Origin of the sequence: Pseudomonas wadenswilerensis (assembly GCF_024749185.1) — a bacterium.
Taxonomy (GTDB): Bacteria; Pseudomonadota; Gammaproteobacteria; order Pseudomonadales; family Pseudomonadaceae; genus Aquipseudomonas; species Aquipseudomonas wadenswilerensis.
Genome location: NZ_CP087191.1, coordinates 5,297,490 through 5,317,905 on the forward strand (window position 1 = coordinate 5,297,490; position 20,416 = coordinate 5,317,905).

At 61.7% G+C, this 20,416-nt stretch carries 17 protein-coding genes and 1 tRNA gene; 15 read left to right on the plus strand and 3 right to left on the minus strand.

Annotated features, from left to right (window positions below; genetic code table 11):
• The first annotated feature begins 30 nt into the window (after positions 1-30).
• The 3 genes from rpoD (at position 31) to LOY45_RS24395 (ending at position 5,840) form a co-directional block, all read left to right on the plus strand.
• The gene (gene rpoD / locus LOY45_RS24385) at positions 31-1,878 is read left to right on the plus strand and encodes an RNA polymerase sigma factor RpoD (protein WP_115085020.1); all 1,848 of its coding nucleotides are present in this window, start codon (positions 31-33) and stop codon (positions 1,876-1,878) included.
• Positions 1,879-2,006: 128 nt separating this feature from the next.
• Entirely contained in the window at positions 2,007-5,750 is a 3,744-nt protein-coding gene (locus LOY45_RS24390) for an EAL domain-containing protein (RefSeq protein WP_115085019.1), read from the plus strand.
• Positions 5,751-5,763: 13 nt separating this feature from the next.
• Positions 5,764-5,840 (plus strand) — tRNA-Ile (locus tag LOY45_RS24395).
• Positions 5,841-5,892: 52 nt separating this feature from the next.
• On the opposite strand, the gene LOY45_RS24400 is transcribed toward LOY45_RS24395, so the two are convergent.
• The gene (locus LOY45_RS24400; RefSeq protein WP_166675630.1) at positions 5,893-6,045 is read right to left on the minus strand and encodes a hypothetical protein; all 153 of its coding nucleotides are present in this window, start codon (positions 6,043-6,045) and stop codon (positions 5,893-5,895) included.
• A 71-nt stretch (positions 6,046-6,116) separates the two neighbouring features.
• Positions 6,117-6,770: a glycosyltransferase family 25 protein gene (locus LOY45_RS24405; RefSeq protein WP_115085018.1), complete on the minus strand. Its 654-nt coding sequence runs from the start codon at positions 6,768-6,770 to the stop codon at positions 6,117-6,119.
• 266 nt (positions 6,771-7,036) lie between these two features.
• Here LOY45_RS24405 and LOY45_RS24410 point away from each other — a divergent pair, with 266 nt between their 5' ends.
• On the plus strand, positions 7,037-7,834 hold the full coding sequence (locus LOY45_RS24410) for a lipopolysaccharide biosynthesis protein (protein WP_115085017.1): 798 nt from the start codon (positions 7,037-7,039) through the stop codon (positions 7,832-7,834).
• Here the strand turns inward: LOY45_RS24410 and LOY45_RS24415 are convergent.
• On the minus strand, positions 7,789-8,637 hold the full coding sequence (locus LOY45_RS24415; protein ID WP_233674572.1) for an AraC family transcriptional regulator: 849 nt from the start codon (positions 8,635-8,637) through the stop codon (positions 7,789-7,791). The two genes, LOY45_RS24410 and LOY45_RS24415, sit on opposite strands and share 46 nt — an antisense overlap.
• A 94-nt stretch (positions 8,638-8,731) precedes the next feature.
• Between LOY45_RS24415 and panB the strand changes: the two genes are divergently transcribed.
• The 11 genes from panB to LOY45_RS24470 all read left to right on the plus strand — a co-directional run bounded on the left by panB (position 8,732) and on the right by LOY45_RS24470 (position 20,390).
• Positions 8,732-9,550, plus strand: a complete 819-nt coding sequence (gene panB / locus LOY45_RS24420; RefSeq protein WP_115085016.1) for a 3-methyl-2-oxobutanoate hydroxymethyltransferase — start codon at positions 8,732-8,734, stop codon at positions 9,548-9,550.
• Between the two features lie 92 nt (positions 9,551-9,642).
• Entirely contained in the window at positions 9,643-10,104 is a 462-nt protein-coding gene (locus LOY45_RS24425; RefSeq protein WP_115085015.1) for an Lrp/AsnC family transcriptional regulator, read from the plus strand.
• 229 nt (positions 10,105-10,333) lie between these two features.
• Positions 10,334-12,016 (plus strand): flavin monoamine oxidase family protein, encoded by a 1,683-nt coding sequence (locus tag LOY45_RS24430; RefSeq protein ID WP_115085014.1) that lies wholly within the window; start codon positions 10,334-10,336, stop codon positions 12,014-12,016.
• Between the two features lie 13 nt (positions 12,017-12,029).
• The gene (locus LOY45_RS24435; RefSeq protein ID WP_134061262.1) at positions 12,030-12,827 is read left to right on the plus strand and encodes a carbon-nitrogen hydrolase family protein; all 798 of its coding nucleotides are present in this window, start codon (positions 12,030-12,032) and stop codon (positions 12,825-12,827) included.
• A gap of 38 nt (positions 12,828-12,865) precedes the next feature.
• Positions 12,866-15,199, plus strand: coding sequence for a pyrroloquinoline quinone biosynthesis protein PqqF (gene pqqF, locus LOY45_RS24440; protein ID WP_258578488.1), 2,334 nt, complete (start codon positions 12,866-12,868; stop codon positions 15,197-15,199).
• A gap of 168 nt (positions 15,200-15,367) precedes the next feature.
• Entirely contained in the window at positions 15,368-15,439 is a 72-nt protein-coding gene (pqqA, locus tag LOY45_RS24445) for a pyrroloquinoline quinone precursor peptide PqqA (RefSeq protein WP_008365141.1), read from the plus strand.
• A gap of 67 nt (positions 15,440-15,506) precedes the next feature.
• The gene (pqqB, locus tag LOY45_RS24450) at positions 15,507-16,418 is read left to right on the plus strand and encodes a pyrroloquinoline quinone biosynthesis protein PqqB (RefSeq protein WP_115085011.1); all 912 of its coding nucleotides are present in this window, start codon (positions 15,507-15,509) and stop codon (positions 16,416-16,418) included.
• 8 nt (positions 16,419-16,426) lie between these two features.
• A complete protein-coding gene (gene pqqC / locus LOY45_RS24455; protein ID WP_115085010.1) occupies positions 16,427-17,182 on the plus strand; it encodes a pyrroloquinoline-quinone synthase PqqC in 756 nt (251 codons plus the stop codon).
• The gene (gene pqqD, locus LOY45_RS24460) at positions 17,179-17,454 is read left to right on the plus strand and encodes a pyrroloquinoline quinone biosynthesis peptide chaperone PqqD (RefSeq protein WP_115085009.1); all 276 of its coding nucleotides are present in this window, start codon (positions 17,179-17,181) and stop codon (positions 17,452-17,454) included. Before pqqC ends, pqqD begins: the two co-directional genes overlap by 4 nt.
• Complete coding sequence (gene pqqE / locus LOY45_RS24465) at positions 17,426-18,586, plus strand: pyrroloquinoline quinone biosynthesis protein PqqE (protein WP_115085008.1); 1,161 nt, start codon at positions 17,426-17,428, stop codon at positions 18,584-18,586. Before pqqD ends, pqqE begins: the two co-directional genes overlap by 29 nt.
• Positions 18,552-20,390 (plus strand): S9 family peptidase, encoded by a 1,839-nt coding sequence (locus LOY45_RS24470; RefSeq protein ID WP_115085007.1) that lies wholly within the window; start codon positions 18,552-18,554, stop codon positions 20,388-20,390. Before pqqE ends, LOY45_RS24470 begins: the two co-directional genes overlap by 35 nt.
• Positions 20,391-20,416: the final 26 nt, after the last annotated feature.

Genomic DNA, 20,416 nt, shown 5'->3' on the forward strand with positions numbered 1-20,416 from the left:
CCCGCCAAGACCTTCAGTGGATAGGGTGTTATGTCCGGAAAAGCGCAACAGCAGTCTCGCATCAAAGAGTTGATCACCCGCGGTCGTGAGCAGGGCTACCTGACTTACGCGGAGGTCAACGACCACCTGCCAGAGGATATTTCAGATCCGGAGCAGGTGGAAGACATCATCCGCATGATCAACGACATGGGGATCAACGTATTCGAGAGTGCTCCGGATGCGGATGCCCTTTTGTTGGCCGAAGCCGACACCGACGAAGCCGCAGCTGAAGAAGCCGCCGCAGCGTTGGCGGCTGTGGAAACCGATATTGGTCGCACGACTGACCCGGTGCGCATGTACATGCGTGAAATGGGTACCGTCGAGCTTCTGACCCGCGAAGGCGAAATCGAAATCGCCAAGCGGATCGAAGAAGGTATCCGTGAAGTCATGGGTGCTATCGCCCACTTCCCGGGTACTGTCGATCACATCCTCTCCGAGTACGATCGCGTCACCACCGAAGGTGGCCGCCTGTCCGACGTTCTCAGCGGCTACATCGACCCGGACGACGGCATTGCGCCGCCAGCCGAAGTGCCGCCGCCAGTCGACCCGAAAGCACCGGCCAAGGCCGAAGCTGACGACGAAGACGAAGAGAAGGAAGGTGACGAGGAAGAGGAAGAGACCGAAAGCGGTCCCGACCCGGTCATTGCACAGCAGCGCTTTGGTGCCGTTCAGGAACAACTGAACGCTACCCTCAAGGTACTGAAGAAGAACGGCCGCAGCCACAAGGACAGCATCAAGGCGATGCTCGACCTGGCTGAGCTGTTCATGCCGATCAAGCTGGTGCCCAAGCAGTTCGAAGCCCTGGTTGAGCGCGTTCGCAGTGCCTTGGATCGCCTGCGTCAGCAAGAACGCGCCATCATGCAGCTGTGCGTCCGTGACGCACGCATGCCACGCGCCGACTTCCTGCGCCTGTTCCCGAGCAACGAAACCGACCAGACCTGGAGCGGCGATCTTTCCAAGCGCAGCACCAAGTGGGCTGCAGCGCTGGGCGAGAAGAACGACGCTATCGTTGCTTGCCAGCAGAAGCTGATCGATCTCGAAAACGAAACCGGCCTGACCATCGCCGAGATCAAGGACATCAACCGTCGCATGTCGATCGGTGAAGCCAAGGCTCGTCGTGCCAAGAAGGAAATGGTCGAGGCCAACCTGCGTCTGGTTATCTCGATCGCCAAGAAGTACACCAACCGCGGCCTGCAATTCCTCGACCTGATCCAGGAAGGCAACATCGGCCTGATGAAGGCGGTGGACAAGTTCGAATACCGTCGTGGTTACAAGTTCTCGACCTATGCCACCTGGTGGATTCGCCAGGCGATCACCCGTTCGATCGCTGACCAGGCCCGCACCATCCGTATTCCGGTGCACATGATCGAGACGATCAACAAGCTCAACCGCATTTCCCGGCAGATGTTGCAGGAAATGGGTCGCGAACCGACCCCGGAAGAGCTGGGTGAACGCATGGAAATGCCTGAGGACAAGATCCGCAAGGTATTGAAGATCGCCAAAGAGCCGATCTCCATGGAAACCCCGATCGGTGACGACGAAGATTCGCACCTGGGTGACTTCATCGAGGACTCGACCATGCAGTCGCCAATCGATGTGGCCACGGTCGAAAGCCTCAAGGAAGCGACCCGTGACGTGCTCTCCGGTCTGACCGCTCGCGAAGCCAAGGTGCTGCGCATGCGTTTCGGTATCGACATGAACACCGATCACACCCTCGAAGAGGTCGGCAAACAGTTCGACGTGACCCGTGAACGGATCCGTCAGATTGAAGCCAAGGCGCTGCGCAAGCTGCGCCATCCGACGCGAAGCGAGCATCTGCGCTCCTTCCTCGACGAGTGATGACAAACCCCGGCCCAGGCCGGGGTTTTTCTTTTCCGGCGAACGGCGCTTTTAAGCCTTTGCCCACTACCCCGCCGCTTGAATGCCCGTCTACACTCGAATCAATCCACCTGTGTGACGAGGCCGCTATGCCCCCAATGCCGGCACTTCTGTTGGCTCTCCTGCTCATCTGGAGTGCAACGGCCGGCGCCCTGACCCTGACTGAAGAAGAACAAGCCTGGCTCAGCGCGCATCCGCAGCTGCGTCTGGGCGTCGATGCATCCTGGCCACCTTTCGAATACCGGGACCAGGACGGTCGCTACCAGGGATTGGCCGCCGACTACATTGCCTTAATCCAGGAACGCCTGGGGGTGCAGTTCAAGCCGATCGAACCGATCAGCTGGACCGCTGTACTCGAGCAGGCACGCAAGAACAAACTCGACTTGCTGCCCGGCATCATGTCGACCCCCGAGCGCCAGAGTTACCTGGCCTTCACCCGCCCGTACCTGGATTTCCCGATCGTCATCCTCGCCCATGACGGCGGGCCGCAACCGCGCACCATCAAGGACCTGTACGGGCTGAAAATCGCCGTGGTGGAGAACTACGCGCCCCATGAGCTGTTGCGCACCCATCACCCGGATCTCAACCTGGTGGCCCTGCCCAACGTCAGCTCGGCACTGCAGGCCCTGGCCACCGACGAGGTAGATGCAGTGGTTGGTGACCTCGCCTCGAGCATCTGGAGCCTGCGCCAGCTCAAGCTCGAGGGCCTGTACGTGAGTGGCGAAACCCCTTACCGCTATCAGCTGGCCATGGCTGTGCCCCGGGAGCAGAAAATCCTCGTCGGAATCCTCGACAAGGTCATGGCCGACATGACCCCCAATGAGGTCAGCAATATTCAGGAGCGCTGGGTTGGCAAGGTGCTCGATCACCGCACGCTGTGGTACGACCTGCTGATCTACGGTCTTCCCGCCTTGCTGTTGATGGTGGCGATTCTGGCCGCGGTGATGCGCGTGAACCGGCGCCTGAGTTCGGAAATCTCCCGGCGCATTGCCCTGGAACAGGAGCTGCGCAGCAGCGAGTACCATTACCGCGGCCTGGTCGAAAGCCTCTCGGCAATTGCCTGGGAAGCCGATGCAAACGACTTTACCTACAGCTACGTTTCGCCCCATGCCGAGGACCTGCTCGGCTACCCTTTGAGCCAGTGGCTGCGCCCGGGCTTCTGGCGCAGCATCATTCACCCCGACGACGCGTTGTGGGCCCAGGCCTTCTGCGACAGCGAAACCGCCGCTGGGCGCGATCACAGCCTCGATTACCGGGTAATCCGCGCCGACGGACGCAGCCTGTGGGTACGCGATATCGTCAGCCTGATCGAACACGGGCATAAACCGTTGATGCGCGGGCTGATGATCGATATCAGCGAAACCAAGAACGCCGAAGAGGCCCTGCGCCTGTCCGAACAGAAGTTCGCCTCGGTGTTTCAGCAATGCCCGGACATCCTGGTCATCGCCCGCCTGAGCGATGGCTGCCTGCTGGAAGTAAACGAAGCCTTCGAAGAGCAGATCGGCCTAAGCCCGGCGCAGGTTCTGGGCCGCACCGCGACCGAACTGAGTATCTGGGGCATCGACGGCGTCGGCCCTGACCTGCTCAAGCGCTTGCAGGCAGGCAGTATCCGCAACCTGGAAATGCTCTTTCGCCGCAGCAACGGCCAGGTGTTCACCGGGCTGACCTCCGCCGAAACCTTTCAGCTCGACAGCACGCCGGCGCTGGTGGTCGCGGTACGCGACATCAGCCAACTGAAAGAAACCCAGGAGCAGTTGCAAACCTCCGAAGAGAAGTTCGCCAAAGCCTTCCACGCCTCCCCCGACGGCCTGCTGCTGTCGCGCCAGAGCGACGGGCTGCTGATCGAGGTGAACGAAGGTTTCTGCCGCCTGACCGGTTACGACACCCAAATGTCGCTGGACCACACTTCGTTGGACCTGGGCATCTGGGTCGATCTCAACGAGCGCCGCCGCTTGCTGGAGATGCTTCAGCGCGATGGTTTCGTGCGCGACTTCAGTTGCCATATCCGCCGCAGCGATGGCCAGATTCGCTTGTGCGAGCTTTCCGCCCGACCGCTGCCAATCGCCGGTGTCGATTGCATGCTGACCATTGCCCGCGACATCACCGAGCGCCACCTCATGCAGGAAAAACTGCAACTGGCCGCCACGGTGTTCGAAAACACCGCCGAGGGGGTATTGATCACCGATACCGACCAGCGCATCAGCGCGGTCAACCGCGCCTTTAGCGAGATCACCGGTTACAGCGAGTTCGAGACTCTGGGCCAGACCCCTCGCCTGCTGGCTTCGGGTCAGCACGACAGCGCCTTCTATGTGGCCATGTGGCACCAATTGACTGCCGAAGGTCATTGGCAGGGTGAAATCCATAACCGGCGCAAGAATGGCGAGATCTACCCCAGCTGGCTGACCATCAGCGCCGTGCGCAACACCGAGCGGGTCATCACCCACTTTGTTGCGGTGTTCGCTGACATTTCCAGCCTCAAGCATGCCCAGGCCAAGCTCGATTACCAGGCCCATCACGACCCGCTCACCGGGCTGCCCAACCGCACCCTGTTCGAAAGCCGCCTGCAGGCCGCGCTCAATTGCACCCAGGCGTCAAAGCGCCAGGGCGCAGTACTGTTTCTCGACCTGGATCGTTTCAAGCACATCAACGACAGCCTCGGCCACCCGGTCGGCGACCTGCTGCTCAAAGGCATTGCTCAACGGCTCAAGGAACAGGTGCGTGATATCGACACCGTGGCGCGCCTGGGTGGGGACGAGTTCATCATCCTGCTGCCCGGCCTGCACCAGCCCAGCGATGCCGAACATATCGCACACAAGCTGCTGGCCTGTTTCAGCGCACCGTTCCAGGCTGGCGAACACGAGTTCTTCACCAGCGCCAGCATCGGCACCAGCCTTTATCCACAGGACGGCACCGACGTCGCCTCGTTGATCCGCAACGCCGACGCCGCCATGTACCGTTCCAAGGCCAAGGGCCGCAACCGGGTCGAGTCCTACACCCGCGATCTCACCGCCCAAGCCAGCGAACGCGTCGCCCTGGAGCACGAACTGCGCCGGGCCATCGAACGCAATGAGCTGAGCCTGTGCTACCAACCCAAGTTCAGCCTGAAAACCCAGAGCCTGGTGGGCGCCGAAGCGCTGATCCGCTGGTCCCACCCGACCTTTGGTGACGTACCACCGGAACATTTCATCCCACTGGCCGAAGAAAACGGCATGATCCTGCAACTGGGCGACTGGGTGCTGGAACAGGCCTGCCGACAAATGCAGGACTGGAAGCACAACTACCAGGCATTCGGGCCGCTATCGGTCAATCTTGCCGGCGCCCAGCTGCGCCAACCAAGCCTGGTCAAACGTATCGAACAGCTGCTCAAGACCCACCAGCTCAAGGCCGGCGACCTGCAGCTGGAGATCACCGAAAACTTCATCATGAGCCAGGCCGAGGAAGCCCTGGCCATCCTCCACCAGCTCAAGCACCTGGGCGTGCAACTGGCGATCGACGACTTCGGTACCGGTTACTCGTCACTGAGCTACCTCAAGCGCCTGCCGCTGGACATCCTCAAGATCGACCAGTCGTTCATCCGCGGCCTGCCCGACGACCCCCACGATGCCGCGATTGCCCGCGCCATCATCGCCCTGGGCCGCAGCATGCAACTGACCATCATCGCCGAAGGGGTGGAAAGCCAGGCCCAGCAACAATTCCTCGCTGCCGAAGGTTGCGAACAGATCCAGGGCTACATCGTCAGCCTGCCGCTGCCGGCCGAGGAGTTTGCCGCAACTTTCCTTCGCATAGCTCTTTCAGATCTTTCGGATGGCACAGCCTGGAAACCCTCGTTATAATCCGCGTCCACTGGGGCCTATAGCTCAGTTGGTTAGAGCAGGGGACTCATAATCCCTTGGTCGCAGGTTCGAGTCCTGCTGGGCCCACCAAACAAAAAACCGCGCCTTTGCGCGGTTTTTTTTTTGCCTGCAATAACAGGGATCACCTGCGCTGCTTGAGCTTCTCCTGCAGCCAGTCACCGACGATCAAAGGCACCCACACCAGCGGTATCAGCACGAAGCCGGACAGGGCCAACGCACTCAGAAAAGCGTCCTTCAGTGCTTGAAGTGCGCGAAAGCATTTTTTGCCAATCATCTCGAACCCTGAGCAATGAATGTGCCGTGGCATCCGTGCCACGCTTACCTTCACCACTTTAGTCCGTTACCTCAGAAACGCACCCGAAACAGCGTGCGCCAGAAATTCTTCAGCGGCGAAATGCGATGCTTGTCCCAATTACGCTGCCAGAAATCATCCTCATTCCTGACCTGCGCTTCGATGTCGCTACCCGTCGCTGATGCCGCGTGCTGACGGAACAGCATCGGGAACACACAATGCTGTTTGATCCGTTGCTTAAACAGCACATCCACTGGCGTGCCGTCATAAGGCGTTTCGGCCAGAATCCGGCAGCCCTCAGGCGACAGGACGTAGGCGTGCAAGGCCACCACACGGCCGCGGGCAATATAGGGGAACCAGGTTAGCCAAGTCCGGCCCATGCTGTAACCCAGGTGCAAGACTTCGAATGAACGGGTTCGGATAAAGCGGTTGACCCAACGAACCGGGGTTGCTTTGAGCTCATACGCCTTGACGTCATCCTCGAAGACCAGAATCCGTTGCAAACCTTCATCCAAGGCCTGCCTGGCCAAGGCTTGATGAGATTCGTAACAGCCCCGGACAGGATCATCACTGCGCTCGACCACGTGAAAAATCACCTGGTTATGAATCTGTCCACCCACCGTTCGCCTGAACAACTCGCGGCGGTCATTACGCTCTTTGATAGAGATGCAATACACCGCATCTACGTCGAACTTGATCTTGCTCACCACACCGTTCCCTCGAGCTGCAACCGGTTCTCCCGAAGGGCTGCATATAAAAGCCGACGAGTTTAATCCGCCCTAGCTGCCATTACAAAGCCACTACCTATATCCATTCCTCAAGCCGGCATCCTGCTGCTGGAACTGAACCTTGGGAGACTGGTCACAATCGTTAACAGTTTTTAACAAACTGACAAACAACACCTATACTTTGTATGGCCTTTACCCAGTCACTACCACTGTGGTGATTGTCTATATGCACAAGGAATTGGCACATGGGCGCCTCTGCAGCAAGATCACTTCTTGGCGAGCGCTGCAATATCCACGATTTTGCAGATTGCCAGAACATACAATCCGGTTCGGTATTCATCATTGCATCGGGCGGTTCGGCAAAGGATTTCCCCTTTCAAACCTTCCATGACATCCCCATGATCACAATGAATGGGGCAATCTCGATGTTTCTCGACACACCGGTCAGGCCCTTCTTCTACGCCTGTACAGACAGGGACTTCTCCAACCAGCAACCACAGCTGTTTGCTGAAGCGTTACATCGCAGTGACCGCGTTGCTCTTTGGGAAGAGCACGTTCGGTCCTTGTCGATCCGGACGGACGGCGAGCTGTACCTTTTGCACAAAGCCCCTAAACCGAGTTTCATCGACATTCTGCGGCGAAAGGACCAGGAACTTGTCCGTAACCACACCTTCCCAGGCTGGGGACAAAAGCTGCTCGGGTTCAGCAAAAATCTGCAGCGTGGCTTCTTTGATGCACGCACGGTGGCCTACCTGGCCTTGCAAATCGCCTATCACGTCGGTTTCACCAAGGTGTTTCTGGTAGGCGTTGACCTTAACCAGGACCTGGGAAGATTCTACGAACGCAATGATATGGCGGTATCCCCCTGCGGGCTGGACCAGCACTACGAGTCTCGCATCCTGCCGTCATTCCAACTTGTCGCCAACTCGGTGGTGGACGACACCTTCGCGGTCTACAATCTTTCCGAATTTTCCCGCTTACCGCACAGCGTCATTCCCTACAAAACCCTTGAAGAAGTGACCGCGATGGTTCGTGAGGGCTGATTGTCACCCGGAGTCCGGGCACAAAACCGCGTGCCATACAGGCCTGGAGTGACACCATAATGTCGCTGAAACAGCGCAATAAACGCCGACACCGAGTCATACCCCAACTCGTTGGCCAGCGCCGTGACACTCATGCCTTGCGCCAACAAGGGCAAGGCCGCGAGCAGGCGCAGCCGTTGGCGCCACTCTCTGAACGACAACTGTGTCTGCGCCTGAAATAGCCGCACAAGTGTGCGCCGCGAAGCCCCAACCTGCTGCGCCCAGTCTTCAATACTACGGTTATCGCCTGGGTTGGCCTGCAATGCTTCGGTGATGCGTCGCAAGCGCGGATCACTGGGCAGTGGCAGGCCAAAGGGCGCTTCAGGCAACTCCCGCAGTTCATCGACCAGCACCTGCAGCAGCCGCGCCTGGGCACCTTGCGCCGGATAATTCGGCGCAAATCGGCTGGCCTTGTCGATCAACTCGCGCACCAGTGGTGTCACCTGCAGCACTCCACAAGGCCGCTGGTAACCGTTAAGCAGCGATTCGTCCAGATAAAGCCCGCGAAACTCGATGGTCTGATCGCTATAGGCGGTGTGCTCGACACCCGCCGGTATCCACAACGCGCATTGAGGCGGCAGCAGGTAACTGTGCTGCTCGGTCAAAACCTCCATGATCCCGACGCTGGCATAGGTGAACTGCACCCAGGGGTGGCTGTGCATCTGCACCCGATGGCCCGCCGGAATGGCAAACATGCGCCGGTAGACCGGTTCCGGCAGCTGCTGAAAGTCCGGCAGCGACGGTACTTCACTGGTTTGTCTCATTGGCGGCATTGCCTGTCTCCTTTGCTCAAGTGAGCCGACAAAGGCCGATGGTAGCCTGCGCCCGGCTTAGTTGAACAACCCCTAGGAGAGACCGATGAGCAGCCATGTGCGTGAAAACCGTTTGAGCGTGCCCGCCATCCAGCAGCGCAAAGGCGCTGGCAATCTGGTAGTTCTGACTGCGTACAGCATGCCGATGGCGCGCTGGGTGGATGCCGAGGCCGATGTGATCATTGTCGGTGACTCGGTCGGCATGGTCCTGTATGGCATGCCCAGCACCCTCGGGGTCACCCTGGAAATGATGATTGCCCACGGCCAGGCGGTGATGCGCGGGTCGCAACGCGCCTGCGTGGTCATCGACCTGCCGTTCGGCAGTTATCAGGCCTCGCCCGAGCAAGCCTTCCTCACTAGTGCGCGACTGCTGCGCGAAACCGGTGCCCAGGGCATCAAGCTTGAAGGCGGCGAAGAGCTGGCCGAGACCGTCGCCTTCCTCACACGCCGTGGGATTCCGGTAATGGCCCATGTCGGACTGATGCCGCAGCAGGTCAACAGCCTCGGCGGATTCAAGGCCCAGGGCCGGGATGACCAGAGTGCTGCCAAAGTACGCCAGGACGCCCTCGCCATGCAGGCAGCCGGGGCTTTCTCGGTGGTACTGGAAGGCATCGCCGAACCCCTGGCCCGTCGCCTGAGCGAGGAGTTGGCAATCCCCACCATTGGCATTGGCGCTTCACCTGCCTGTGACGGCCAGGTTCTGGTCACCGAGGATTTACTGGGCTTGTTCGGTGAATACCAGCCACGCTTCGTCAAACGCTTCGCCGACCTGCAGCCACAGATTGCCCAAGCCCTGGCAGCCTATGCCCGGGAAGTGCGCGACGGCAGCTTTCCCCAGGCCGAGCACTGCTTCAAGTCGCGCTGAGCACAGACGCCTTGCTCAAGGGTGAGGGCAATGGATAGGCTATCGCGCTTATTCCATGAGCCGTGAAAAGCGGCTCTCGCCAGAGAGTGCCCATGCCTGACAGCCGCCCCGTCGCCCTCGACGAAATCGATCGCCAGCTGATCTCGCTGCTGCAGATCAACGCCCGTGAAAGCGTCGCCACGCTCGCCCGGCAACTGGGTATCGCGCGCACCACGGTGACTTCGCGCCTGGCCCGCCTGGAAAAGACCAAAGTCATCAGCGGCTACGGCGTGCGCCTGGGTCAGCGGCTGATCGATGGCGGCTTGCAGGCCTATGTGGGGATCAAGGTGCAACCGCGCTCGGGCAAGGACGTGGTGCGGCGCCTGAGCGCCATGGGCCAGGTGCAGCAATTGTGCGCGGTCAGCGGCGAATTCGATTACGTCGCCTGGCTGCGCAGTGATTCGCCCGAGCAACTGGACCAGTTGCTCGATCAGATCGGCAGCGTTGATGGGGTGGAGAAGACCACCACCTCGATTATCCTCAGCAGCAAGGTAGATCGCGGGCAGCCGGTTTAAAGCCACATTATGTGTAGGAGCGGGCTTGCCCCGCGATGAGGGTTGATCGCGGGGCAAGCCCCCTCCTGAAGGAATCAATATGAATTACAGATACGTCATATCGACCAAAAACATGACCAAACGACGACACTCTGCATCTTAATTACGTAACCCCCACCCCCTAAAATGACCGCCAGTGTTTTCCTATACTCAAGCTCCGCACCCCGCGCAGCGCCTGGCAAGGTCACGTATGAACAAGAACAATCGCCACCCCGCCGACGGCAAGAAACCCATCACCATTTTCGGCCCGGATTTCCCGTTCGCCTTTGACGACTGGATCGAGCATCCGGCCGGCCTGGGCAGTATTCCGAGCGAGCGCCAAGGCGAAGAGGTTGCGATTGTCGGCGCCGGTATCGCCGGGCTGGTAGCGGCCTACGAGCTGATGAAGCTGGGCCTCAAGCCTGTGGTGTACGAAGCCTCGAAAATGGGTGGGCGCCTGCGCTCGCAGGCCTTCGAAGGCACCGACGGGATCATCGCCGAACTCGGCGGCATGCGCTTTCCGGTGTCGTCCACGGCGTTCTATCACTACGTCGACAAGCTCGGCCTTGAGACCAAGCCGTTCCCCAACCCGCTGACACCCGCCTCGGGCAGCACGGTCGTCGACCTGGAAGGCCAGACCCACTACGCGGAAAAACTTTCCGACCTGCCCAAGCTGTTCCAGGAAGTGGCCGATGCCTGGGCCGATGCCCTGGAGGACGGTGCCCGCTTCGGCGATATCCAGCAGGCTATCCGCGACCGCGATGTGCCGCGCCTCAAAGAGCTGTGGAACACCCTGGTACCGTTGTGGGACGACCGCACCTTCTATGACTTCGTCGCCACTTCCAAAGCTTTTGCCAAGCTCAGCTTCCTGCACCGCGAAGTATTCGGCCAGGTCGGTTTCGGCACCGGTGGCTGGGACTCGGACTTCCCCAACTCGATGCTGGAAATCTTCCGCGTGGTAATGACCAACTGCGACGATCACCAGCACCTGGTGGTCGGTGGCGTCGAGCAGGTGCCGCTGGGCATCTGGCGCCATGTGCCGGAGCGCTGCGCGCACTGGCCGGCCGGCACCAGCCTCAGCTCGCTGCACCGCGGCGCACCACGCCCCGGGGTGAAAAGCATTGCCCGCGACAGCGACGGGCGCCTGGCGGTGACCGACAACTGGGGCGACACCCGTCATTACGCCGCCGTGCTGACCACCTGCCAAAGCTGGCTGCTGACCACTCAGATCGAGTGCGAAGAATCGCTGTTCTCGCAGAAGATGTGGATGGCCCTGGACCGTACCCGCTACATGCAGTCATCGAAGACCTTCGTCATGGTCGACCGGCCATTCTGGAAGGACAAGGACCCGGAAACCGGCCGCGACCTGATGAGCATGACCCTGACCGACCGCCTGACCCGCGGTACCTACCTGTTCGACAACGGCGACGACAAGCCGGGGGTGATCTGCCTGTCCTACTCGTGGATGAGCGATGCGCTGAAGATGCTCCCGCACCCGGTGGAAAAACGCGTCAAGCTGGCCCTCGATGCGCTGAAGAAGATCTACCCGAAAGTGGATATCGCCGGGCACATCATCGGCGACCCGATCACCGTGTCGTGGGAAGCCGACCCGCACTTCCTCGGCGCCTTCAAGGGCGCCCTGCCCGGCCATTACCGCTACAACCAGCGCATGTACGCGCACTTCATGCAGCAGGACATGCCGACCGAACAGCGCGGCATCTTCATTGCCGGTGACGATGTGTCGTGGACCCCGGCCTGGGTCGAAGGCGCGGTGCAGACTTCGCTCAATGCGGTGTGGGGTATCATGAATCACTTCGGTGGGCAGACCCACCCGGACAACCCAGGCCCGGGCGATGTGTTCAATGAGATCGGACCGATCGCCCTGGCCGACTGACGGGAGAATCGCCATGCGCATCGCCCTGTTCCAAGGCGAACCGCAACCGCTGGACCTGTCCGGCAACCTCGAGCGCCTGCACCAGCAGGCGCAACTGGCCGCTGCCCGCGGCGCCGAGTTGCTGGTATGCCCGGAGATGTTCCTGAGCGGCTACAACATTGGCAGCGAAGCCGTCGCGCGCCTGGCCGAAGCCGAAGACGGCCCGTCGGCCATGGCCGTGGTGGAGATCGCCCAGAGCAATCGCATCGCCATTGCCTACGGCTACCCGGAGCTGGCGGACGACGGTCAGATCTTCAACAGCGTGCAGTTGATCGACGCCCATGGCAGCAGCCTGTGCAACTACCGCAAGACCCACCTGTTCGGTGGCCTGGACCGGGCGATGTTCAGCCCGGGGCCGGATCACTTCCCGGTGGTCGAGCTCAACGGCTGGCGCCTTGGATTTCTGATCTGCTACGACATCGAGTTCCCGGAAAACGCCCGGCGCCTGGCCCTGGCCGGTGCCGAGCTGATCCTGGTGCCGACGGCGAACATGGTGCCCTTCGACTTCATTGCCCAGGTCACCGTGCGCGCCCGCGCCTACGAGAACCAGTGCTACCTGGCGTACGCCAACTACTGCGGCAGCGAAGACGAAATCCACTACTGCGGGCAAAGCAGTATCGTCGGCCCGGACGGCAGCATCCTGGCCATGGCCGGTCGTGACACGGCGCTGCTGAGCGCCGACCTGGACCTGCAGCGGGTGCAGCAAGGGCGGGCCAACAACCCTTACCTGCACGACCTGCGCCCCGAGCTCTACAGCACGCCGCGGCAATAATCCGCTAGCATGACGGTTCGCCTGTATCCGGAGCCGTCATGCCCAGCGCCCTTCACATCCTGACCCTCGCCAATGGCCTGCAGGTGACCCTGCGCCATGCGCCGCAGCTAAAACGCTGTGCAGCGGCAGTGCGGGTACAGGCCGGCAGCCATGACGCGCCACGGGCGTGGCCGGGGTTGGCGCACTTTCTCGAACACCTGTTCTTTCTTGGCAATCAACGTTTCGCGCTGGAAGACGGCCTGATGCGCTACGTGCAGCACTACGGCGGCCAGGTGAATGCCAGTACCCGTGAACGCAATACCGAGTTCTTCTTCGAAGTGCCGCCAGCGGCCTTTGCCGGTAGCCTGGAGCGTCTTTGCCAGATGCTTGCGCACCCGCAGTTCGACCTTGAACGGCAAGTGCGCGAGCGGGAAGTGATCCATGCCGAGTTCATTGCCTGGTCACGCAATCCACAAGCGCAGCGGCAGTTTGCCTTGCTTCAGGCTGCTGGCAGCGAACATCCGTTGAGCGCTTTTCAGGCTGGCAACCGTTACAGCCTGCAGGTTCAAAGCCCGGCGTTCCAGGCGGCATTAAGGGATTTTCATCAGCGCCTCTATCAGGCCGGGCAGATCACCTTGAGCCTGAGCGGGCCGCAAAGCCTCGACGAACTGCAGGCGCTGGCGTGTCGATTCGGCCAAGTGTTCAATAGCGGGACAAAAGTGCAGCAGGCGCTACCGCCAAGCTTCAACAACCAGGCACCACTGCTGGTCCGCAACGAGCGCCAAGTGGATGTCCTGTACCCGTGCGCCCCTCTCCCCGCTGGCTTTGAACAAGCCGTCGATTTTCTCGCGACCTGGCTGAGCGACACCCGGCCCGGCGGGCTACCGGCGACGCTGCGTGAGCGGGGCTGGCTGGAGCATTTCGAGTTTTCCTCGCTGTATGGCTTTGCCGGCCAGACCCTGCTGCACGCGGGCCTGAAACTCCACGTTACGGCTGACGCCGAGCAGGTCCGGGCACTGCTGGCTGACTGGCTGGCGTTCTTCCGGGCGGCTGACTTGGGCCAAATCAATCAGGAATACGCTCGATTGCAGCGCTGCCGCGAACTTACCGCCAGCGCATTGGAGCTGGCGCGCCGGGATAGCGCCGGGCAACGCTTCGAGGCGCTGGACGCGCAAGGACTTGCTGCGCTTGAGCGGTTACTCGAGACAATGCTCGCTGGCCAGGTAAAAACACCCACCCTCGCCTGGCAGTTGCCCACCGCGAATCCGTTGCTGAACGTGAAGGCAGAGACTACTCAAGCAACCGCCGTTCCCGAAGGCCTGACGGTTTCTCCTCTACTACCGCCGTCGCGCCAGCATGGTGTCATCTACCTGCGCTGGCGGCTCACCTCAGCCTTGCGCGAGCGCCTCTGGCAGGTACTTGATCGGGCGCTGCAAGCCCTGCGTGAACAGGCAGCGCAGGCTGGCGTACACCTGCAGTTCAGCGCCTGCGACAAATACTGGCAGTTGCGCTGCGCCGGCAATGGAACAGTGCTGGTCGCAGTGATCGAACAGGCGTTGGCAATCCTGCGGTTCCCCCCCAGCCAGAGCTGGACACCCGGCGCTGCCAACCAGCCCGATGTCATGCCAATTCGTGCCCTGCTCAGGCAGCTCCCGGAGCAGCTGCTTGGCTACCAGGACGAACCGTTACCAGCCTGTACCATCAGCCAGAGCGATCTTGATACGCTGTGGGAATATTCAATCTGGAATGGACTCTCGACCGGCTTGAGTGCCACCGATCAATCAGCACTGAACCGGGCCGTGGGTAAAGTGCCCGGGCGCGCAGGCAGGCATCTACCCGCCAGAATCGAAGCTGTGCGGCGCTGGCAAACACTGCCGCCGGTGGCCAGCGAGCAAGCGCTGCTGCTCTTTTGCCCGGTCGAAGACCAAGCCACTGGCCGGTTCCTTGCCCAGCAGTTGCAAGGGCCCTTCTATCAACGGCTGCGAGTCGAGCTGAATCTGGGCTATGCGGTGTTCAGCGCCTTCCGTCAGATCGAGGGCTGCAATGGCCTGCTGCTCGGCGTGCAGTCGCCGTCGGCCAGCCACGCCGAGATCGTCAGGCACATCCACACAGTACTCGATGCCCTGCCCGCCACGCTGAGCTGCAACACCGCGGACAAGCAGGCACTCGCCGCACAGTTCGACGAACAGGCCATGACCAACAATGACGTTGCCGAATGGGCCTGGCAGGCGCATCTGGCCGGCCATCAGCAGCCGCTGCTGAGCGATCTGCAAGCGGCGATCCTGGCTATCGACCCGCCACAACTGCAACACCTGGCGCGCCAGACAAGCCAGGCCGAACTCGGTTGGTTGTGCCTGGCGAACGGGCCGGCGCCCGGCGAAAACTGGCACTGACGCTGGCGATTCTTACCGTCCCTGTAACGGCGTTTATCTGAGATTTAACCATTCAGTTCGTATTTTTTTAGTAAGATAGCGCAATCTCGGCTATGGGACCCCCTCATCTGGAGGGTGGACTAAATAAGTAGCTGGCAAACCCCAGACCTATCCGGAAGGAGTAATCCCATGTGGACCAAACCTGCTTACACTGACCTGCGTATCGGCTTTGAAGTGACCATGTATTTCGCAAGCCGCTGAGCCTGCTTGCGGTACAACGCCTCGGTCCGCCGGGGCGTTTTTATTTCAGGACGCGGCAGGAGTGGCCATGTACATCCAGATTCTAGGTTCCGCCGCCGGTGGCGGGTTCCCGCAGTGGAACTGCAACTGCGCAAACTGCAAAGGCTTTCGCGACGGCAGCTTGCGCGCCACGGCGCGGACCCAGTCATCGATTGCCCTGTCTGACGACGGTATCCACTGGGTACTGTGCAACGCTTCGCCGGACATCCGCGCGCAGCTGCAAGGCTTTGCCCCGATGCAACCGGCCCGCGCCCTGCGCGACACCGGCATCAACGCCATCGTCCTGCTCGACAGCCAGATCGACCACACCACCGGCCTGCTCAGCCTGCGCGAAGGCTGCCCGCACCAGGTCTGGTGCACCGACATGGTCCATCAGGACCTGAGCACCGGCTTCCCGCTGTTCACCATGCTCAGCCACTGGAACGGCGGCCTGCAATGGAAGCGCATCGAGCTCGAAGGCAGCTTCGTCATCGACGCCTGTCCGAACCTGCGCTTTACCCCCTTCCCGCTGCGCAGCGCCGCACCGCCCTACTCACCGCACCGCTTCGACCCACACCCGGGCGACAACCTCGGGCTGATGGTCGAGGACCTGCGCACCGGCGGCAAGCTGTTCTACGCCCCGGGCCTGGGCCAGGTCGACGGCAAATTGCTACAGATGATGAGCGATGCCGACTGCCTGCTGGTCGACGGCACCCTGTGGGAGGATGATGAAATGCAGCGCCGTGGTGTCGGCACCCGCACCGGCCGCGAGATGGGCCACCTGGCGCAGAACGGCCCGGGCGGCATGCTCGAGGTGCTGGAAAGCTTCCCGCGTCAGCGCAAAGTGCTTATCCACATCAACAACACCAATCCGATTCTCGATGAGGATTCGGCCGAACGCGCCGAATGCGCCCGGCGCGGCGTCGAAGTGGCCTTCGACGGCATGAGCATCACTCTCTAGGAGCCGACATGAGCGACGCCAAACCGCTGTCCCCTGCCGAATTCGAACAGGCCCTGCGCGCCAAGGGCGCCTACTACCACATCCATCACCCCTACCATGTGGCGATGTATGAAGGCCGCGCAAGCCGCGAGCAGATCCAGGGCTGGGTGGCCAACCGTTTCTACTACCAGGTCAACATCCCGATGAAGGATGCAGCGATCCTGGCCAACTGCCCGGACCGCGAAATTCGCCGCGAGTGGATTCAGCGCCTGCTCGACCATGACGGCGCCCCTGGCGAAGACGGCGGCATCGAAGCCTGGCTGCGCCTGGGCCAGGCGGTCGGCCTCGACCCGGAGCAACTGCGCTCCCAGGAACTGGTGCTGCCCGGCGTGCGCTTTGCCGTGGATGCCTACGTCAACTTTGCCCGCCGCGCCAGCTGGCAGGAGGCGGCCAGCAGCTCGCTGACCGAGCTGTTCGCCCCGCAGATCCACCAGTCGCGGCTGGACAGCTGGCCCCAGCACTATCCGTGGATCGACCCGGCCGGCTACGAGTACTTCCGTACCCGCCTGGGCCAGGCCCGGCGTGACGTCGAGCATGGGCTGGCGATCACCCTGCAGCACTACACTACAGTTGCGGGCCAGCAGCGCATGCTGGAGATCCTGCAGTTCAAGCTGGACATTCTCTGGAGCATGCTCGACGCCATGAGCATGGCCTACGAACTGAACCGCCCGCCTTATCACAGTGTCACCAGCGAAAGGGTCTGGCACAAAGGAATCGCCTTATGAGTTTCGATCGCGCGCAAGTCCCGGCATGGCGCCCGGGCTATCGCTTCCAGTATGAGCCGGCACAAAAAGCTCATGTGCTGCTGTATCCGGAAGGGATGATCAAGCTCAACGAGAGCGCCGCGCTGATCGGCGGGCTGATCGACGGCCAGCGCGATGTCGCGGCGATCATTGCCGAGCTCGACACGCAGTTCCCCGGAGTACCCGAGCTCGGTGACGACATCGAGCAATTCATGGAGGTGGCCCGTGCCGAACACTGGATCACCCTTGCCTGAGCTGCCGGCAAGACCCGAAGTCGGCCTGCCGCTGTGGCTGCTTGCCGAACTGACTTACCGTTGCCCGCTGCAGTGCCCGTACTGCTCCAACCCCCTGGACTTCGCCGCCCAGGGTCAGGAGCTGAGCACTGAGCAGTGGTTCAGGGTCATGGCCGAGGCGCGCGAGATGGGCGCGGCACAACTGGGCTTCTCCGGCGGTGAGCCGCTGGTGCGCCAGGACCTTGCCGAATTGATCGGCGAAGGTCGGCGCCTGGGCTATTACACCAACCTGATCACCTCCGGCATCGGCCTCACCGAGCAGAAGATCGCCGCCTTCAAGGAAGCCGGGCTGGACCATATCCAGATCAGCTTCCAGGCCAGCGACGAGCAGGTGAATAACCTGCTGGCCGGTTCGAAGAAGGCCTTCGCGCAGAAGCTGGAAATGGCCCGGGCAGTCAAAGCCCACGGCTACCCGATGGTGCTGAATTTCGTCACTCATCGGCACAACATCGACAAAATCGACCGCATCATCGAGCTGTGCGTTGCCCTCGAAGCCGACTTCGTCGAACTGGCCACCTGTCAGTTCTACGGCTGGGCGCACCTCAACCGTGTCGGCCTGCTGCCGACCCGCGCCCAGCTCGAACGCGCCGAGCGCATCACCAACCAATACCGGGCTAAACTGCAGGCCGCTGGCAACCCGTGCAAGCTGATCTTCGTCACCCCGGACTATTACGAAGAGCGCCCCAAGGCCTGCATGAACGGCTGGGGCAGCGTGTTCCTCACCGTCACCCCGGATGGCACCGCCCTGCCCTGCCACGGCGCCCGCCAGCTGCCGGTGCAGTTTCCCAATGTCCGCGAGCACAGCATGCAGCACATCTGGTACGACTCGTTCGGCTTCAATCGCTTCCGCGGTTACGACTGGATGCCCGAGCCATGCCGCTCCTGTGACGAAAAAGAGAAGGACTTCGGCGGCTGCCGCTGCCAGGCCTTCATGCTCACCGGCGACGCCAGTAACGCCGACCCGGTTTGCGCCAAGTCGGCCGAGCACGGCATTATCCTCAAGGCTCGCGAAGAAGCCGAGCACGCCCACCAGACCATCGACGAGCTGACCTTCCGTAATGAGCGAAACTCACGTGTCATTGTCCGCGGCTGAGCGCTTCAGCGCCGAACAGGCGGTCGCCGCCGGTACCGATTTTGCCGAGCTGCGGGTGGCTGCCCAGGGATTGTTCTGGAACGAATTTCGCCCCAGCGATGGCGCCTGCCGGATCTGGCACTGGCGCGATGGCCAGGCCCGTTGCCTGACGCCCAATGGCTTCAGCGTACGCAGCCGGGTCTATGAATACGGCGGTGGCAGCTTCTGCCTGAGCGACGATGGCCTGGTGTTCGTCAACGAGGCGGACCAGCAGTTGTATACCCAGGACCTCAACGGCGGGTTACCGCAGTCGCTGACCGAGGGCGTGCGGCGCTACGGCGATCTGCGCTGGGCCAACGGGCATGTGCTGGCGGTGGAAGAAAGCCATGGTCCGGGGGCGGTCGAGCATCGCCTGGTGGCCATCGCCAAGGGCAGCCGTGAAGTCCTGGCCGAAGGCGCCGACTTTTACGCCTCGCCAACCCTGAGCACCGATGGCTCGCGCCTGGCCTGGATTGAATGGAGCCGCCCGGAACAACCGTGGACGGCAACCCGGCTGCTGTGCTGCCAACGCCAGGCAGATGGCCAGTGGAGCACGCCACGCTGCATCGCCGGTGAAGCCGGTCCGCAACAGTCCCTGCAACAACCTCATTTTGACCCAGCCGGTCGTTTGTATTGCCTGTCCGACCGCAACGGCTATTGGCAGCCCTGGGGCGAAACGGCAACAGGCTGGAACCCCTTGCCAGCCGCCGCGGCCGACCATGCCGGCGCGCCCTGGCAGTTGGGCGCCAGCACCTGGTTACCGCTGGACGAGCAGCGCTACCTCGCGAGCTGGTTCGATAACGGCTTCAGCCGCTTGGGGATTTGCCTTGCCGATGGCTCGGTAGAGGATTACAGCGCGGACTACAGCCGCTTCCGCTGCCTGGATCTGGACGAGCAGCATCTCTATGCCATTGCCGCGTCGGCCATCAGCCCACCCGCCGTTATCGCCATCAACCGCCAGAACCATCATGTACAGGTCCTGGCCGGCGGTGCTTTACCGCTGCCCGCCGAACGCATCAGCCGTCCGCAAGCACTGCGCTACCGCAGCGGTGACGGCATCGCCCACGGTTTCTTCTACCCGGCCATGAACGCTGAGGTGCAGCCGCCGCTGCTGGTGTTCATCCATGGCGGCCCGACCTCGGCCTGCTACCCGGTGCTCGATCCACGCATCCAGTACTGGGCCCAGCGCGGCTTCGCCGTGGCCGACCTCAATTACCGTGGCAGCAGCGGCTATGGCCGGGACTATCGCCAGGCCCTGCACCTGCGCTGGGGCGAGATTGACGTCGAAGATGCCTGCGCCGTGGTCAGGCACCTGGCCGAGCGCAAGCTGATCGACCCGCAGCGCGCGTTTATCCGCGGCGGCAGTGCCGGCGGCTACACCACCCTCTGCGCCCTGGCGTTCCATGATGTATTCCGCGCCGGTGCCAGCCTGTATGGCGTCAGTGATCCGCAGGCGCTGGCCCGGGCAACGCACAAGTTCGAAGGTGATTACCTGGACTGGCTGATCGGCGATCCGGTGACCGATGCCGAGCGTTACCAGCGGCGCACCCCCTTGCTGCATGCCGCAAACATCAAGGTGCCGGTGATCTTCTTTCAGGGTGAGCTGGATGCTGTAGTAGTGCCGGAACAGACCCGTTCGATGCTTGAAGCGCTGAAGGCCAACGGCATTCGCGCCGAAGGGCATTTCTACCCTTCGGAGCGTCACGGTTTTCGTACGGCGAGCAACCTGGCGCATGCGCTGGAAGAGGAATGGAAGTTTTATCGGCGGGTGCTGGAAGGCAGTTAGATCGCTATCGCGGGTCAAGCCCGCTC

Bases quoted from the DNA above. Each gene is read 5' to 3' on its own strand.
- rpoD (WP_115085020.1), top strand. From the start codon at position 31: ATGTCCGGAAAAGCGCAACAGCAGTCTCGCATCAAAGAGTTGATCACC.
- LOY45_RS24390 (WP_115085019.1), top strand. From the start codon at position 2,007: ATGCCCCCAATGCCGGCACTTCTGTTGGCTCTCCTGCTCATCTGGAGT.
- LOY45_RS24400 (WP_166675630.1), bottom strand. From the start codon at position 6,045: ATGATTGGCAAAAAATGCTTTCGCGCACTTCAAGCACTGAAGGACGCT.
- LOY45_RS24410 (WP_115085017.1), top strand. From the start codon at position 7,037: ATGGGCGCCTCTGCAGCAAGATCACTTCTTGGCGAGCGCTGCAATATC.
- LOY45_RS24415 (WP_233674572.1), bottom strand. From the start codon at position 8,637: ATGAGACAAACCAGTGAAGTACCGTCGCTGCCGGACTTTCAGCAGCTG.
- panB (WP_115085016.1), top strand. From the start codon at position 8,732: ATGAGCAGCCATGTGCGTGAAAACCGTTTGAGCGTGCCCGCCATCCAG.
- LOY45_RS24425 (WP_115085015.1), top strand. From the start codon at position 9,643: ATGCCTGACAGCCGCCCCGTCGCCCTCGACGAAATCGATCGCCAGCTG.
- LOY45_RS24430 (WP_115085014.1), top strand. From the start codon at position 10,334: ATGAACAAGAACAATCGCCACCCCGCCGACGGCAAGAAACCCATCACC.
- LOY45_RS24435 (WP_134061262.1), top strand. From the start codon at position 12,030: ATGCGCATCGCCCTGTTCCAAGGCGAACCGCAACCGCTGGACCTGTCC.
- pqqF (WP_258578488.1), top strand. From the start codon at position 12,866: ATGCCCAGCGCCCTTCACATCCTGACCCTCGCCAATGGCCTGCAGGTG.
- pqqB (WP_115085011.1), top strand. From the start codon at position 15,507: ATGTACATCCAGATTCTAGGTTCCGCCGCCGGTGGCGGGTTCCCGCAG.
- pqqC (WP_115085010.1), top strand. From the start codon at position 16,427: ATGAGCGACGCCAAACCGCTGTCCCCTGCCGAATTCGAACAGGCCCTG.
- pqqD (WP_115085009.1), top strand. From the start codon at position 17,179: ATGAGTTTCGATCGCGCGCAAGTCCCGGCATGGCGCCCGGGCTATCGC.
- LOY45_RS24470 (WP_115085007.1), top strand. From the start codon at position 18,552: ATGAGCGAAACTCACGTGTCATTGTCCGCGGCTGAGCGCTTCAGCGCC.